This window comes from Streptomyces sp. TG1A-8 (assembly GCF_030499535.1).
Taxonomy (GTDB): Bacteria; Actinomycetota; Actinomycetes; order Streptomycetales; family Streptomycetaceae; genus Streptomyces.
Window position 1 is genome coordinate 356,180 of the sequence record NZ_JASTLB010000004.1, and the last position, 13,794, is coordinate 369,973.

Annotated in this window: 11 protein-coding genes and 2 pseudogenes; 4 read left to right on the forward strand and 9 right to left on the reverse strand. The window is 68.3% G+C overall.

The window, feature by feature from the left end:
* Window positions 1-606: 606 nt before the first annotated feature.
* Entirely contained in the window at window positions 607-1,731 is a 1,125-nt protein-coding gene (locus QQY24_RS33795) for a DegT/DnrJ/EryC1/StrS aminotransferase family protein (protein ID WP_301976743.1), read from the reverse strand.
* A 94-nt stretch (window positions 1,732-1,825) separates the two neighbouring features.
* Window positions 1,826-2,833, reverse strand: a complete 1,008-nt coding sequence (locus QQY24_RS33800) for a dTDP-glucose 4,6-dehydratase (protein ID WP_301976744.1) — start codon at window positions 2,831-2,833, stop codon at window positions 1,826-1,828.
* Between the two features lie 686 nt (window positions 2,834-3,519).
* Between QQY24_RS33800 and QQY24_RS33805 the strand changes: the two genes are divergently transcribed.
* A complete protein-coding gene (locus QQY24_RS33805; protein ID WP_301976745.1) occupies window positions 3,520-4,458 on the forward strand; it encodes a sporulation protein in 939 nt (312 codons plus the stop codon).
* Between the two features lie 64 nt (window positions 4,459-4,522).
* Here QQY24_RS33805 and dpgB read toward each other — a convergent pair whose 3' ends face one another.
* Window positions 4,523-5,194 carry an enoyl-CoA-hydratase DpgB gene (gene dpgB, locus QQY24_RS33810; RefSeq protein ID WP_301976746.1) on the reverse strand — a complete coding sequence of 224 codons (672 nt, stop codon included), beginning with the start codon at window positions 5,192-5,194 and terminating at the stop codon, window positions 4,523-4,525.
* Window positions 5,194-5,619 (reverse strand): annotated as a pseudogene (locus tag QQY24_RS33815) (3-oxoacyl-[acyl-carrier-protein] synthase III C-terminal domain-containing protein); the annotation flags it as partial. The gene dpgB and the pseudogene QQY24_RS33815, both read right to left, overlap by 1 nt.
* 80 nt (window positions 5,620-5,699) lie before the next feature.
* Here QQY24_RS33815 and QQY24_RS33820 point away from each other — a divergent pair.
* Window positions 5,700-6,970 (forward strand): annotated as a pseudogene (locus QQY24_RS33820) (IS701 family transposase).
* Window positions 6,971-7,180: 210 nt separating this feature from the next.
* Here the strand turns inward: QQY24_RS33820 and QQY24_RS33825 are convergent.
* The gene (locus QQY24_RS33825) at window positions 7,181-7,618 is read right to left on the reverse strand and encodes a hypothetical protein (protein WP_367658071.1); all 438 of its coding nucleotides are present in this window, start codon (window positions 7,616-7,618) and stop codon (window positions 7,181-7,183) included.
* Between the two features lie 65 nt (window positions 7,619-7,683).
* Between QQY24_RS33825 and QQY24_RS33830 the strand changes: the two genes are divergently transcribed.
* Window positions 7,684-8,516 (forward strand): IS5 family transposase gene (locus QQY24_RS33830; protein WP_301972491.1). Its coding sequence is split into 2 segments (ribosomal slippage): window positions 7,684-8,044 and window positions 8,044-8,516, totalling 834 coding nucleotides; the frame shifts between segments, so codons are not numbered across the junction.
* A gap of 214 nt (window positions 8,517-8,730) precedes the next feature.
* Here QQY24_RS33830 and QQY24_RS33835 read toward each other — a convergent pair.
* The 4 genes from QQY24_RS33835 to QQY24_RS33850 all read right to left on the reverse strand — a co-directional run bounded on the left by QQY24_RS33835 (window position 8,731) and on the right by QQY24_RS33850 (window position 13,288).
* The gene (locus QQY24_RS33835) at window positions 8,731-9,180 is read right to left on the reverse strand and encodes a hypothetical protein (protein WP_301976747.1); all 450 of its coding nucleotides are present in this window, start codon (window positions 9,178-9,180) and stop codon (window positions 8,731-8,733) included.
* Between the two features lie 19 nt (window positions 9,181-9,199).
* On the reverse strand, window positions 9,200-10,255 hold the full coding sequence (locus QQY24_RS33840) for a hypothetical protein (RefSeq protein WP_301976748.1): 1,056 nt from the start codon (window positions 10,253-10,255) through the stop codon (window positions 9,200-9,202).
* An 83-nt stretch (window positions 10,256-10,338) separates the two neighbouring features.
* A complete protein-coding gene (locus tag QQY24_RS33845) occupies window positions 10,339-11,796 on the reverse strand; it encodes an NF041680 family putative transposase (RefSeq protein WP_301976749.1) in 1,458 nt (485 codons plus the stop codon).
* A gap of 235 nt (window positions 11,797-12,031) precedes the next feature.
* Complete coding sequence (locus QQY24_RS33850) at window positions 12,032-13,288, reverse strand: IS701 family transposase (protein WP_301970644.1); 1,257 nt, start codon at window positions 13,286-13,288, stop codon at window positions 12,032-12,034.
* Between the two features lie 111 nt (window positions 13,289-13,399).
* On the opposite strand from QQY24_RS33850, the gene QQY24_RS33855 reads away from it, so the two are divergent.
* Window positions 13,400-13,789, forward strand: a complete 390-nt coding sequence (locus tag QQY24_RS33855) for a signal peptidase I (protein WP_301976750.1) — start codon at window positions 13,400-13,402, stop codon at window positions 13,787-13,789.
* Window positions 13,790-13,794 lie beyond the last annotated feature (5 nt).

Genomic DNA, 13,794 nt, shown 5'->3' on the forward strand with positions numbered 1-13,794 from the left:
CGGCGGGTGTGGCAGAAGTGGACGTCTTTGGAGCCCTCCCCCGGCGGGGCTTGACGATGAGCCCGCTGGTCTCGGGCAGTATGCGCAGATCCTCGGGTCGGGCGGTGAGGGGGGTGGGGATGCCCTTGGCGGTGACGGCCTCGTAGAAGAGGGCCTTGTCCAAGGTGGTGGTCGCCGTGCGGGCCGCAGGCAGCCACGTCCGGATGCCCGCGGCGTCGAGTTCGTCCTGCATCTCGATGAGCAGAGGCAGTTCACGTTCGACGCCCGGGATGATTGCCTCGGGGTGGAATCCGGCGAGCAGGGCGCGCAGATCGTCCTTGTACTGAGGGCTGTCGGCGCGGGCGACGAGCCGGGAGGAGATGCCCGGGATGATCAGTCCAGGGGCGAGGGGATTGGAGTCGGTGCCCAGCACGGTGTGGCCGGCGGACGTCAGGCAGGCGGCGAGGTCGAGGCCGGGGGCCCCGCCGACGCCGGTCAGGAGGAGACGTCGGCGGGGGGCCGTGGTGTCGGGGGATCCGGTCATTTGCTGTTCCTTTCCGGGCGGTGGGCAAAGGCGGCGCTGGCGCCGCCAGGAGGGGGTGGGCTGCCGGTGCTCAGGCGCCGGGGTCAAGGACTCCTCTTGGTCAGGGTTTCGAGGAGGGCGGTGGCCGTCCATCGGGCGTCGTCGGGGGTCATGGCCGGGTGGAAGGGCAGGCTGAGGATTTCCCGGGCGGTCCGCTCGGTGACGGGTAGGGGCCGAGTCCACCGGGCGAAGGCGGGTTGCAGGTGGTTGGGCGGGTAGTGGACGCCCACGCCGATGCCCCTGTCCCGCATGATCTGATGGATGCGGTCGCGGCCCGGTACGCGGACCACGCAGTTGAATGGCACGGTGTCGCCTCCGACGTCGACGAGGGTGATGCCGGGGGCGCCGTGGAGGGCTTGCGCGTATGCGTTCCACAGGGTGATCCGCCGGGTCGCGACCTCGTCGAACCGTGCCAGCTGGACGCGGCCGACCGCCGCGTTGACGTCCGGCATGACGCCGCGCAGGCCGGGCCCCTGCACGGTGTAGGTCGTGGTGCGTATGCGGTCGGCCTGGGAGCTGGTGATGCCGAGGGAGCGCATCTGGCGCAGGGCCTCGGCTTCCTCGCTGGTGCGCGGCACGATCGCCCCGCCGACCAGGGCCGTCAGCTGCTTGATCGGCCCGAAGGAGTAGACGGTCGTGGCCGGCCCTTTCGTCCGCCGGGATCCGAACGCCTGCGCGGCGTCCTCGATGATGTGGATGTTCCGGCGCCGAAGTCCGGGGGCGATGGCGGTGAGATCGACCGGCCGCCCGCCGTAGAGGACCGGCAGGACCGCCCGCGTAGCCGGGGTGATCGCCTCCTGTACGGCTGCCGGCTCTATGCACAGGGTGTCGGGGGCGTGGTCGATGAAGCGGGGGGCGGCGCCCAGGGCCACGATAGGCTGGATCGTCGCGGCGAACGTCTGGGAGGGGACGATCACCTCAGTGCCCGGGCCGACACCGCACGCCTGGAGCGCGAGGTGGATGCCCACGGTGGCGGAGGAGACGGCTACAACGTCGTCCACATCCAGGTAGTCGGCGAGCTCGCGTTCGAACAGGTCCGCCTGGGGGCCGTGGCCGTACTGCCCGGCTTCCACGGCCCGCACCATGGCAGTGGTTTCCGGGCCGTGTAGGTAGGGGCGCGCGTTGTGGCGCACCGAGGCGGGTGGGGCGCCGGTGTTCGAAAGGGGCATGGCTCTCCTTCACAAGCGGCCCCGCAGGGGCACGGCAGGGGCGCGGTTGTGTGCGGGCGGCCTGGGTTCGTGCGGGCGCGCGGGCCGGGCCGGTTCACACCGACAGGGCCGGGCGGGGCATCAGGACGCGGGGCACGGGGGATTCGGCGTCGCGGTGCAGGGACGCCCACCGGTCGGGGTTGGCCCGGTACCAGTCGATGGTCTCCACAAGTGCCTCTTCGAAGGCGCGGCGCGGGGCATACCCCAGCCGCGCGGCCTTGGCCCAGGTCATGGCGTAGCGCAGGTCGTTGGACGGGCGGTCGGGGACGAAGTCGACGCGGTCCCATCCCGCGCCGCAGGCACGCAGAATGTGCTCGGTGAGCTGTCGGCCGCTGAGGTCGGTGCCGCCGCCCAGGTTGTAGACCTCGCCGGGCGTGCCGTGGCGCAGGACGAGGTCGATGCCGGCCGCGTTGTCGCTGACGTGGATCCAGTTGCGGATGTGTTCGCCGCGGCCGTGCAGCCCGACCCGCTCGCCCTTGAGCAGCCTGGTCGCAAAGCGCGGGATGACTTTCTCCGGGTGCTGATGGGGGCCGTAGTTGTTCGAGGAACGGGTGACGCATACCGGCACGCGGTGAGTGGCGTGGGCGGACAGGGCCACCAGATCGCTCGCGGCCTTCGACGCCGCGTACGGCACGGTGGGCCTCAGCGGGGCGTCCTCCGTCGCGGCGCCCTCGGGCAGCGGCCCGTAGACCTCGTCGGTGGAGACGTGCACGAACTTTTCCAGCCCGTGGCGGCGGGCGGCGTCCAGGAGGAGCTGGGTGCCCAGGACGTTCACGGTGAGGAAGTGGCCGCCGGCCAGGAATGAGCGGTCCACGTGCGACTCGGCCGCGAGGTGCACCACCGCGTCGTGCGTCTTCACCAGGTCCTCGACCAGAACACGGTCCAGGATGTCGCCCTCGACGAACTCCAGCCGGTCCGACTGGAGCGCCGGTCCCAGGTTCTCCAGGGAGCCGGCGTAGGTGAGGGCGTCCAGGACCGTCACGCGGTCGTCGGAGGTGGACAGGACGTGGTGGACGTAGTGCGATCCGATGAAACCGGCGCCGCCGGTGACAAGTAGACGCATGGCGTTCTCCTGGCTGGGTGGGATGAACCCCGGGGCACTGCGTCGGCCCGCTGACGCGGCAGTCGCTCGCGTGAGGGAACCGTGGGGCGATTCCTGCAACAGCCTTCCGGCCCACGGCCCGGCCCGGGAGGCTCACAAGGGGGCACATCTTTTCCCGACCCGCCTTGCGGCACGGCCGGGAGGCGGACACTGAGTCCCCCGCCGAAACGCACGAGCGGACCGCCGGGCATCACAGGAGGCGCAGATGGCTGTGGGAACGGGCAACCCGCTGCTGGCAAAGCTGATCGCTGAAGCCGGGCTGAGCAACAAAGAGCTCGCCCGGAGGCTCAACGTACGGGCAATAGCGGCCGGTGAGGCGGCGAGTTACACCCATACGAGCGTCAAGAACTGGACCGACCGCGGGATGCGCCCCCGGCATGCAATAGTCCCTTTCATCACCAACATCCTGGGCGAGACACTCGGGCGCCCTGTGACCGAGGCGGAGATCGGTTACGCCTCCAAGAACGTATGCCCTCGGCCGGGCACCCTCTTTCCCCGTGACCCGACGGAGGCGCTGCGGGGAGTCGCCGACTTCTGGAGCAAAATGGATCGCAGAGAATTCCTGAGCGCGAGCACGTCGACCTTCGCGACCTCGGCGTTCATGGCCCCGGTCACCCGCTGGCTGGCCGTGCCCGCCGACCCCCCCTGTGGCCGGTCTGGCAGGCCGCCGGATCGGCCGCGACGATGTCGACGCGCTGTGGCACGCCGCTGCGCTCGCCAGGAAGCAGGACGCCCGGTTCGGCGGCGGGAACTGGCGCACCAGCGCCATCGCCAGAACCCTGAGTGTGCAGGCGGCCCCCATGCTGCGCGGCACCTACTCGGACGAAATCGGCCGAGGACTGTTCACAGCGGTCGCGGAGCTCTCACGAGCAGTGGGCTGGGCAGCCGTGGACATGGGCAACCACCAAAGCGCCCAGCGGCACCTGACGCACGCCCTCCGGCTCGCGCGGCTGGCCGGCGACGTGCAGAGCGGATGCTACGTGCTGTCCACGATGGCCCTGCAGACGTTCCTCGCCGGTTACCCCGCGGAAGCCGCCGACATGGCAGAAGGCGCCTACGAGCGGGCCCGCCATCTCGCGGCGCCACGCGTGCTCGCCTTTGCGAAACTGGCGCAGGCCCGCGCGCACGCCCGCGCAGGGCACGCCCAGGACGCCGGCGCGGCACTCCACCGGGCCGAAACACTGCTGGACCAGATCCGTGCCGAGGATGATCCGCCGTGGCTCGGGTACTTCACGCACGCCCGCCTCGCCTCCGACGCCGTCGAAATCCACCGCGATCTCGCCCTGCCGCAGGCCGCGCTGCGCTGGAGCCGTGAAGCGGGCGCCATGAGCAAGGACCAGTTCACCCGGGCCGTGGGGCTGCGCACCGCTGTGGTGGGGGCCACGTACATGCAGGCCGGAGAGGTGGAGGCGGGCATCGGCAGCGGGCATCAGGCCATGGACATCCTCGCCCCCCTCCAGTCCGTCCGCGCCCGGGCCTACGTGGCGGATCTGCTGGCCGCGGGCGGCCGGTGGAAGCGCCACCCGGGCATCAAGGAGTTGGCCCTGCGCGCGAACCGGGAGATGCGCGTGCCTCTGCCCGCCTGACAAAACGAGCGCCTGGCGCCCCGCACGAGGGGCGCCGGACGCTCGATCAGGCGACACGGACTGCTCAGGCAAAGTCCGCCCGGCGGCGCAGTACACGGTCGCAGGCCGCCAGGTGCCCGCCGAGGGCTCCCTCGAACTCGGCCGCACTGCCCCGCAGCAACTCCCGCCGGATCGCGAGGTCCGGGCCCCACACACCGGTCAGCCGCTCAACGAGCCGGCCCGGGTCAGCCGCTGGTTTCTCCGCCACCTCGTCCACGAGACCTGCCGCGAGGGCCTCGTCCACTCCCACCGGCTCACCGAACAGCACCGCCCGCCGCACCACGGCCCGCTGAGACAGGCGACTCATCCGGTAAAGCGTCATCCCCGGCCAGACGTCACCGGACGCCACGCAAGGCACCAACTCCACCGTCGGATGCGCGATGCGGTAGTCCGCCGCCAGCGCCGCGTCCAGCGCGACTCCGGCACACGGCCCCCACATCGCCGCCACCGAGGCGGCCGGGAGCCGCTCCAGCCGCCGCAGCACGCTCTCCCACTTCGTGAGCAGAGCGATGTCCGGGAAGAAGGCGCCAGGGGCGCCACCACCTCCCCGGGTCCGCAACACGACGACGGCCGCCTGGTGGTCCTCAGCCCGGTCGCAGACCCCACGGACAGCCGCGACCAACGCCGCGGTCAGCCCCATCCTCCCGTCGATGTCGACTTCCAGCACCTCACCGGCCCACCCGGTCTCCCCCCGCATCACGCCTCCCCCCACCGGACCAGAGCCGTCTCGATGGTCGAGCCCGGCCCCATCGCCATGATCACCCCGTAGTCACCCTCCCGGGCGACTCCCTCCTCAACCAGACGCTCATAAGAGAACAGCACCGAACCGCTGGAAAGATTTCCGTAGTCGCGCAGCACCCCCATCGTGTGCCGCACGTCGTCCCGGGTCAGGCGCAGGTTCACCCGCACCGCGTCGACGACCTTCTTGCCTCCCCCGTGCACCAGCCAGTGCCGGACGGCGCTGCGACGCAGGCCGGCACCGGCAAGAAGACGATCGACGACCTCCTCCACATGGGCCCCGATGACGTACGGGATCTGCGGGTCGAGGAAGAACGACAGCCTCCCCTGCCGGTCGTCCCAGTCGTAGCGCATCGCGTCCACCGCCGACGTGATCACCTGGCTGGCCGACGACAGCAGATGCGGCACCGGCCCGCCCTCGCCTTTCCCCTCCCCCGCCGCGCCAGCGGGCCGGCAGGTGAGCGCTGCGGCGGCGGCGCCGTCTGCGGGACTACGTCCGTGGTCTGCTGGGGCGGGCGACACGCAAGAACGGCTGGCAGCTTGCGGAATGGGCAGGTCACCGCACTCCGGACGGCTTTCAGCGGCTGCTGAACAGCAGTGTCTGGGACGCGGACGCCCTGCGTGACGACGTCCGTGCCTACGTCGCCGAACGGCTCGGACCGGGCGGTGTGCTGATCATCGACGACACGGGATTCATCAAGAAGGGCACCACCTCAGCCGGGGTCAGTCGGCAGTACACCGGCACCTCAGGAAAGATCGACAACTGTCAGATCGGCGTGTTCGGCGCCTACGCCACCAGCTCAGGCCGGGCCTTGGTGGACCGGGAGCTCTACCTGCCCAAAGCCTGGACGTCCGACCGTGACCGCTGCCGGGCGGCCAAGATCCCCGACGGGTGAGGCTTTGCGACCAAGGGGGAACTGGCCCGGGACATCGTCCGCCGCTGCCTGGCCGCCGGCCTGCCGGCGTCGTGGGTGACCGCGGATGAGGCCTACGGGCAGGACTGGCACTTCCGCCGCCTGCTCGAGCAGACGGGCGTCGGCTACGTGGTGGCGGTGCCCAAGTCCCAGCAGATCAAGTCCCTGGCCGGCATCTGGCGCATCGACCATCTCATCGATGAAGCACCCGATGATGCCTGGCAGCGGCTGTCCTGCGGCGATGGGGCGAAGGGCCCGCGGATCTACGACTGGGCCGGGGCCAAGTTGCCCGCCAACATCATCTTCGATCCGGATCCGCCGACCCATCACCGGTGGGTGATGGCCCGCCGCAGCCTGTCCGACCCCGAAGATGTGGCCTACTACCTGGCCTACGCACCCGTGGGTGTCGAGATCGCCGAGCTGGTCCGCATCGCCGGCTCCCGCTGGGCGATCGAGGAGTGCTTCCAGGCCGCGAAGAACGAGTGCGGCCTGGACGAGTACGAAGTCCGCCGCTATGTCGGCTGGTATCGGCACATCACCCTGGCCATGCTCGCCCACGCCGTCTTGGCCGCACTCGCAGCACAAGCCCAGGCCGGCGGGGAGGCAAAGGGGGCTGCAGAAACGGATCAGCCACCGTCCCGCTCACCGTGGCAGAGATCCGGCGGCTCCTGGACACTCTCCTGCCCCACCCACGAGCCGACCGCGATCCCATCACCCACGCACTGAACTGGTCCGCCTGGAGAAGACACCGCCAGGCCATCGCCCGCCGCTGCCACTACCGAAAACGCACCTCAGGCCACGAACCGCTGCTGGAGTACTAAGTCACTGGTATTGAGGCTAACGTCGCACGTCCGGTTCGGTGGGGGGCCGTTGGAAAACGCCACGGACACCTCGTCAGCGGCCTACTTCACTTGACGGGCGGGGGCTGGAAACGGAGCCCTCACGGGCCACCGCGCCAGTCCCCGACCCTACTCAATGATCAACCAGTTGGACGCCAAGATCAACTCGCGGGAGCGAGACCACCAAACCAGTCAAGATGTGCGTTGCGTGAACGGGCGAGATACCGTGAGGCGCTTCGGGTCGAAGGCGTCGGTTGCGCCGGCACCGTGGTTGCCCGGGCCGTCGTTCCACCCGAGTATCTTGCGAGCCACCCCCTTTACGCGGGGGTGGCTGGGCTTGAGCGCGATCTCGAAGTGGGATTCCTTCGGCGTCTTGAAGTCACCGCCCCAGGCCACGACGCCATCAAGTTCAGCGAGGATGTCGCGGACGACGACGAGTTCGTTCGAGTACAGGTTGTCCTTCGCGCCGACCGGATACGCGACGGGCCGGATTGCTATCGCGCTTCCGGACAGGTAGTTCGACTCGTATGCCTCGGCCACCTCACGGTTGATGGTCCAACCGTGAACGTCACCGGCCCGCAGGGAGTCGATCTCGTAGTGGAATCTTCGGGCCACGTGCAGCAGGATCATGGCCGCGTCGCCCTTAGAACTCCTAACGAAATGATTTTCGAGGTGGTTGGATCATTACGGCAGCGATGATCTGGGGGTGCGAAGTGGCACGGCCGAAGCCGTGGGAAGTCGATGACGAGCTGTGGGCGGTGATCGAACCGCTGCTGCCCAAGGTCGAGCGTCGGGCCCGGCACCCAGGGCGCAAGCGGCATCCGGACCGGCTGGTGTTCCAGGGCATCCTGTTCGTCCTGCACACCGGGATCTCCTGGGAACACCTGCCGCAGGAACTCGGCTTCGGCTCGGGCATGACCTGCTGGCGACGCCTGGCCGAGTGGACCGGGGCCGGCGTGTGGCCCCGACTGCACGAGGTCCTCCTTGCCAAGCTCCGCAGCGCGAACGCCCTGGACTTCTCCCGAGCGGCCGTCGACGGCTCCCACATCCGCGCGCTAAAGGGGGTCCCAAGACCGGACGAAGCCCTGTTGACCGGGGCAGAACCGGCAGCAAGCACCACCTGATCACCGACGCCACCGGCATCCCGCTCGCCGCCACGCTGACCGGCGGCAACCGCAACGACGTCACCCAGCTGATCCCTCTGCTGGAGGCGATACCGCCGGTGCGGGGCAAGCGAGGCCGGCCCCGACGCCGCCCGGACGTGGTGCTGGGCGACCGCGGCTACGACCACGACAAGTACCGCCGGCTCGTCCGGGACCTGGGCGTGAAGCCACTGATCGCCCGACGCGGCACCGAACACGGCTCCGGACTTGGCACCCAACGCTGGGTCGTGGAACGCGCATTCGCCCACCTGCACTGGTTCCGCCGTCTGCGGATCCGCTGGGAGATCCGCGACGACATCCACGAAGCCTTCCTCACCCTCGGATGCGCGCTCATCTGCTGGAGGCGCCTGACGTCATTGCGATAGGAGTTCTTAGCGAGTGAGACGTTCCGGCCGCTGCCCTCAATGGTGAATGCTGTTGCCTCGTCCAGGACCGACCAGCCGTTCTTCGACGTTGCGCTCTTCCACGTGCGAGTGTCGGCGGAAGCCACTGCGGTTCCGCTGAAGTTGACGAGTGTTGCGGCTGCCGCAGCGCCGGACGTGGCGCCGATAAACCGGCGTCGTGACAGACCAGTCTGGGTCATGACTGACTTTCCTTTCGGGGCAAGCGAGTGAGGTGCGTGATGCCGAACTTCACGAGGACGGCAATGGCGACGATGGAGATGACGGCGCACGCCACAAGGGACGGATTGACCCATGCGGGAACCAGCTCGAAGTTTGCATTGCACCTGTTGTGCAGTGGGAAGAACTTCTGGAACTCCGCAGCATGCGCATCCCTGTACACCCTGTCGTAGTGTACGTGATGGACGAACTGGCACGTTTCGCGGACATCGAGCCCTGTTCTGAACACGCCCCAGATCCACGCCAAGAGGCCCGCGAAGAGAGAGACAGAGCACACGCGTGCCCACCACAGCGGGCGCCGCCATGATCGGTCTCGAAGTCCGGTCACGATGCGGAAGACATTCCACAGGTTCCACACCAACCAGACAACGAGGATCACTGCGGCGATAAGGGCTCCGGCTTGTTTCATTCCGTAGTTCTATCCGTCGTCACTGGGCGGCGCGTGAGCGGGCTGCCTTGAGGTACTTTTCGTGGTTCGCCTGGTACAGGGACAGCTTGGTGGTCTCCGTTCCCATACGGGCCAGCAGTGCGTCAACGAAGCCCTGCTCGAAGTTGCTGAGCTTGTCACCGCCGCCGGGGAGGTTTTGGTAGTCGCTCGGAGACACCATTCCGGCGAGGGTGATGAGTTGGAGCTGAGCGACGGATAGCGTCGCGTCCACCGCGGTCAGGGCGTTGTGCGCGGAAGTCTTGCAGTCGGTGGCGTTGCCCCACCTGTTGGTGAAGTAGTCGTTGAAACGCTTGAGGCCGCCGCCGTTGTAGTGGTCCCTCACAGCATCGACGATGGTCTTGCCGCCATTTACGGCCCGGGCGAGAAGGTATCCGTCGGCGTCCTCGATGAGGTCGTTGAATCCGAACGATGAATTGACTCCGGGTACCGCGAGTTTGGCGTGGGCGAACTGCAGCGGATCGGCATACTCCTGCTCGGAGTTACGCCAATCGGCCCAGAACGTCATCAAGTCGCCTGCCCAACCGCCGACATCGCCCCCGTTGGCCGATTTCTTGTTGTCCGGCTGCGCCGTCAGGAGGTGGGCGTTGGCCGTGGCCATCATGTGCTCGGCGCCGAGCTGGTAGCCGGTAAAGGGATCGGTGAACAGGGCCTTGACGCTCATGCCGTTGGAGTTGCAGTAGTCGACGAACCCGCTGTCGTACGAGCCGATGAGGTACCACCAGCCGACCTTGTTCGCGAGGTCCTTCTCGCCGTACGAGTGGTGGCGGATGTACTCCATGACGAGCTGACTGCGCTTCTGGCCGCTGGCACCGTAGGAGCCCGCCAGGTCGTACAGCTTTTGGACGTAGGCGATGAAGTCGTCGGCAGGGCCACCGGCGTCGCTCACCGACGAGACGCCGCAGTCGAGGCCGGAGACCGCGTCGTTGTCCAGATCGAACCCGTCGGAGCCGTTGGTGACGTGGAATTCCTTGATCTGGTTGAAGGTCCAGTTCCTGGGGATGGGGAAGCCGAGGTTTCCGGAGAACCCATAGGACATGGAGGTCGGGCCGGGTGTCCCTGACGGCGCGCAGGGCGGAGCGGAACATCTGGCCTGGTGGCCCTCCACACCTAGCTTGATCTTTAACCTGTGCGGCGGGGTCGTGGGGTTGTTGACTTCTTCGTTCGCTGTTTCGTAGTGCCTGGTTTGCGGACGGTGTGCACGTCGTAGCGCGGGGTGGGCCGGGTGTTCTTGCGGCCAGGTGGTCGTCCCGGGCCGGGGCGGGAGGATTTCGGTGCTCTGGCGGGGCATGCTGCCTGCGGGCGCAGGTGCCGAAAGTCGCGGCGGACGCGGGCCGGGGTGAGCCTGTTCGGCGGGCTCGGCTTCTCCCACGGCCGGCGCAGGTCGGCCGCCAGCGGCCGGGCCAGCCGCAGCTGGGTGTAGACGGCGAGGATCAGCCAGGTCCACCGGTCAGCCGCTTCAGGAGTACGGATCTTCGGGCAGGTCCAGCCCAGCGTCTGCTTGAACAGCCGGAACGTGTGCTCGATGTCGAAGCGGCGCAGGAAGACCTGCCAGAGCAGGTCGACTTGAGTGTCGGTGGCATCGGTGCCGGACCACCACAACCACACCGGCTTCGGCGTCGCGCCGCTGGGCAGGTACTCGACCTGCAGACGGATCACAGTGCCCTCGATGACCGGCAGCGCGCCCAGCTGGGAGACCCACGCAGAGCGGTGAGTCAGCCTGGGGTGGAGCCGGTCCCAGGCCCTGGCGGTTGCCGTGCCATACAGGCGGGTCTCGGTCACCGTCGCCGCATCGGGAGTGTTCCAGGTGGCCGGATCGCCGAAGACGAACTCGCCGCCGTGGCGGGGCGGACGACCCCGGGTGCCCGGCTCGCGGGGCGGGGCCGCCCGGCGCAGGACGCGGTCCGAGCGCATCCGGCCCAGTACCTGCACCGGCAGGTCCTTGAGCAGGTGGGCCAGGCGGGGCACGTCGTATCCGGCGTCCACCACGATCAGGATCTCCGGGTCGCCGTCCTTCCACTGCCCGGCCTCCATCAGCCGCTCGATGAGCTCGCGCATCTGCCGGGCGGTGACGGTGGCGGCGTCGTCCCCCGGTGCCAGACGCAGCGCGTCCAGCGGCGCGGTCCAGGAACTGCGGCCTGTCTCGAGCGCGCAGATCACCGAATACGGCCAGCCGGGAACGGGAATGTGCTGGTCCTTGCCACGCCCGTAGGTGTGACACAGGATCCGCTGCGGTGAGGTGTACGCGTCGGGCCGCAACCAGCAGGTGATGTCGGCGGCCAGCACCAGTCGGCCGTCCGCCGCCCTCGGCAGCGGCACCACGGCAAGGGCCCGCCGCAGCCGAGCAATGTCCATCCGACCCGCGGCCAGGGCGTCATACAGCCCGCCGTGTCCGCGGCGATGCTCGCCCACCAGCGACAGTTCCACCAGCGACCGGACCGGACCATCCGCACACAACACGGCATCCGCCAGCTCGAACAACGCGTCCGCACGCCTGGTCAGACAGGAGTAGAACTCGCCCCGGAAGCGTGACAGTTCCGCAAACGGATCCTGCCGGACGACGTGATGCAGCAGACTCATCCCCACGGCCTTCGTGCTGGGCGTTGTGTGTTCCTTGGTCGGATCACATGCTCAGCCGAAGGCCGCCTACGTGTATGGCAGTCACCACTCCGAGTGATCAAGTACGAGGCGTCGTTCGGACGCCGAGGTTAAAGGTCAAGCTAGTACTCCAGCAGCGGTTCGTGGCCTGAGGTGCGTTTTCGGTAGTGGCAGCGGCGGGCGATGGCCTGGCGGTGTCTTCTCCAGGCGGACCAGTTCAGTGCGTGGGTGATGGGATCGCGGTCGGCTCGTGGGTGGGGCAGGAGAGTGTCCAGGAGCCGCCGGATCTCTGCCACGGTGAGCGGGACGGTGGCTGATCCGTTTCTGCAGCCCCCTTTGCCTCCCCGCCGGCCTGGGCTTGTGCTGCGAGTGCGGCCAAGACGGCGTGGGCGAGCATGGCCAGGGTGATGTGCCGATACCAGCCGACATAGCGGCGGACTTCGTACTCGTCCAGGCCGCACTCGTTCTTCGCGGCCTGGAAGCACTCCTCGATCGCCCAGCGGGAGCCGGCGATGCGGACCAGCTCGGCGATCTCGACACCCACGGGTGCGTAGGCCAGGTAGTAGGCCACATCTTCGGGGTCGGACAGGCTGCGGCGGGCCATCACCCACCGGTGATGGGTCGGCGGATCCGGATCGAAGATGATGTTGGCGGGCAACTTGGCCCCGGCCCAGTCGTAGATCCGCGGGCCCTTCGCCCCATCGCCGCAGGACAGCCGCTGCCAGGCATCATCGGGTGCTTCATCGATGAGATGGTCGATGCGCCAGATGCCGGCCAGGGACTTGATCTGCTGGGACTTGGGCACCGCCACCACGTAGCCGACGCCCGTCTGCTCGAGCAGGCGGCGGAAGTGCCAGTCCTGCCCGTAGGCCTCATCCGCGGTCACCCACGACGCCGGCAGGCCGGCGGCCAGGCAGCGGCGGACGATGTCCCGGGCCAGTTCCCCCTTGGTCGCAAAGCCTCGCCCGTCGGGGATCTTGGCCGCCCGGCAGCGGTCACGGTCGGACGTCCAGGCTTTGGGCAGGTAGAGCTCCCGGTCCACCAAGGCCCGGCCTGAGCTGGTGGCGTAGGCGGCGAACACGCCGATCTGACAGTTGTCGATCTTTCCTGAGGTGCCGGTGTACTGCCGACTGACCCCGGCTGAGGTGGTGCCCTTCTTGATGAATCCCGTGTCGTCGATGATCAGCACACCGCCCGGTCCGAGCCGTTCGGCGACGTAGGCACGGACGTCGTCACGCAGGGCGTCCGCGTCCCAGACACTGCTGTTCAGCAGCCGCTGAAAGCCGTCCGGAGTGCGGTGACCTGCCCATTCCGCAAGCTGCCAGCCGTTCTTGCGTGTCGCCCGCCCCAGCAGACCACGGACGTAGTCCCGCATCCGCCACCGCAGATCCGCCCGAGTGAACCTGCCCGCCACCCGAGCGAACACCAACTCCAACTCGCCGGCCCAGCAAGCGGCTTCACTCATCCCCTCCATACCAGGACAACGACAACCACCAGCTCAGGACACGAACCGCTGCTGGAGTACTAGGGCGTGTATCGAAATCGCTGACTGCGAGTACATGAGCGGCTGCTAGCGTTCGCCCATGTGAATGACAGCGTGTACGTGGGCAACGCGGGCAAGGATGCGGCGCTGGACCGAGGTTGGCTCCTCGGGCACTTCAAGGACGTCGGCGACCCGCGCCACAGCGAGGCTGTGGAGATTAAATGGGGCGTCCACCCCCGCGCCGATGAGCGATCGCAGTGGGTGAGGGGTGAGGAACGCACCGCGCTCCTGGTTCTCATCAGCGGTCGCTTCCGCGTCGAGCTGCCCGGCCGCAGCGTTCTTCTGGAGGAGCAGGGTGATTACGTCGTTTGGGGGCGCGAAGTCGATCACTCATGGTTTGCGGAGGAAGAGTCGGTGGTGCTGACTGTTCGGTGGCCGTCTGTGCCCGGCTATGCAGCGGTAGAGAAGGACCAGGCGAAACTGCAGTCTTGACACGT

Coding starts and splice junctions, on each gene's coding strand:
- QQY24_RS33795 (WP_301976743.1), bottom strand. CDS start 1,731: ATGCCCCTTTCGAACACCGGCGCCCCACCCGCCTCGGTGCGCCACAAC.
- QQY24_RS33800 (WP_301976744.1), bottom strand. CDS start 2,833: ATGCGTCTACTTGTCACCGGCGGCGCCGGTTTCATCGGATCGCACTAC.
- dpgB (WP_301976746.1), bottom strand. CDS start 5,194: ATGCGGGGGGAGACCGGGTGGGCCGGTGAGGTGCTGGAAGTCGACATC.
- QQY24_RS33825 (WP_367658071.1), bottom strand. CDS start 7,618: ATGATCCTGCTGCACGTGGCCCGAAGATTCCACTACGAGATCGACTCC.
- QQY24_RS33835 (WP_301976747.1), bottom strand. CDS start 9,180: ATGAAACAAGCCGGAGCCCTTATCGCCGCAGTGATCCTCGTTGTCTGG.
- QQY24_RS33840 (WP_301976748.1), bottom strand. CDS start 10,255: ATGTCCTATGGGTTCTCCGGAAACCTCGGCTTCCCCATCCCCAGGAAC.
- QQY24_RS33845 (WP_301976749.1), bottom strand. CDS start 11,796: ATGAGTCTGCTGCATCACGTCGTCCGGCAGGATCCGTTTGCGGAACTG.
- QQY24_RS33850 (WP_301970644.1), bottom strand. CDS start 13,288: ATGGAGGGGATGAGTGAAGCCGCTTGCTGGGCCGGCGAGTTGGAGTTG.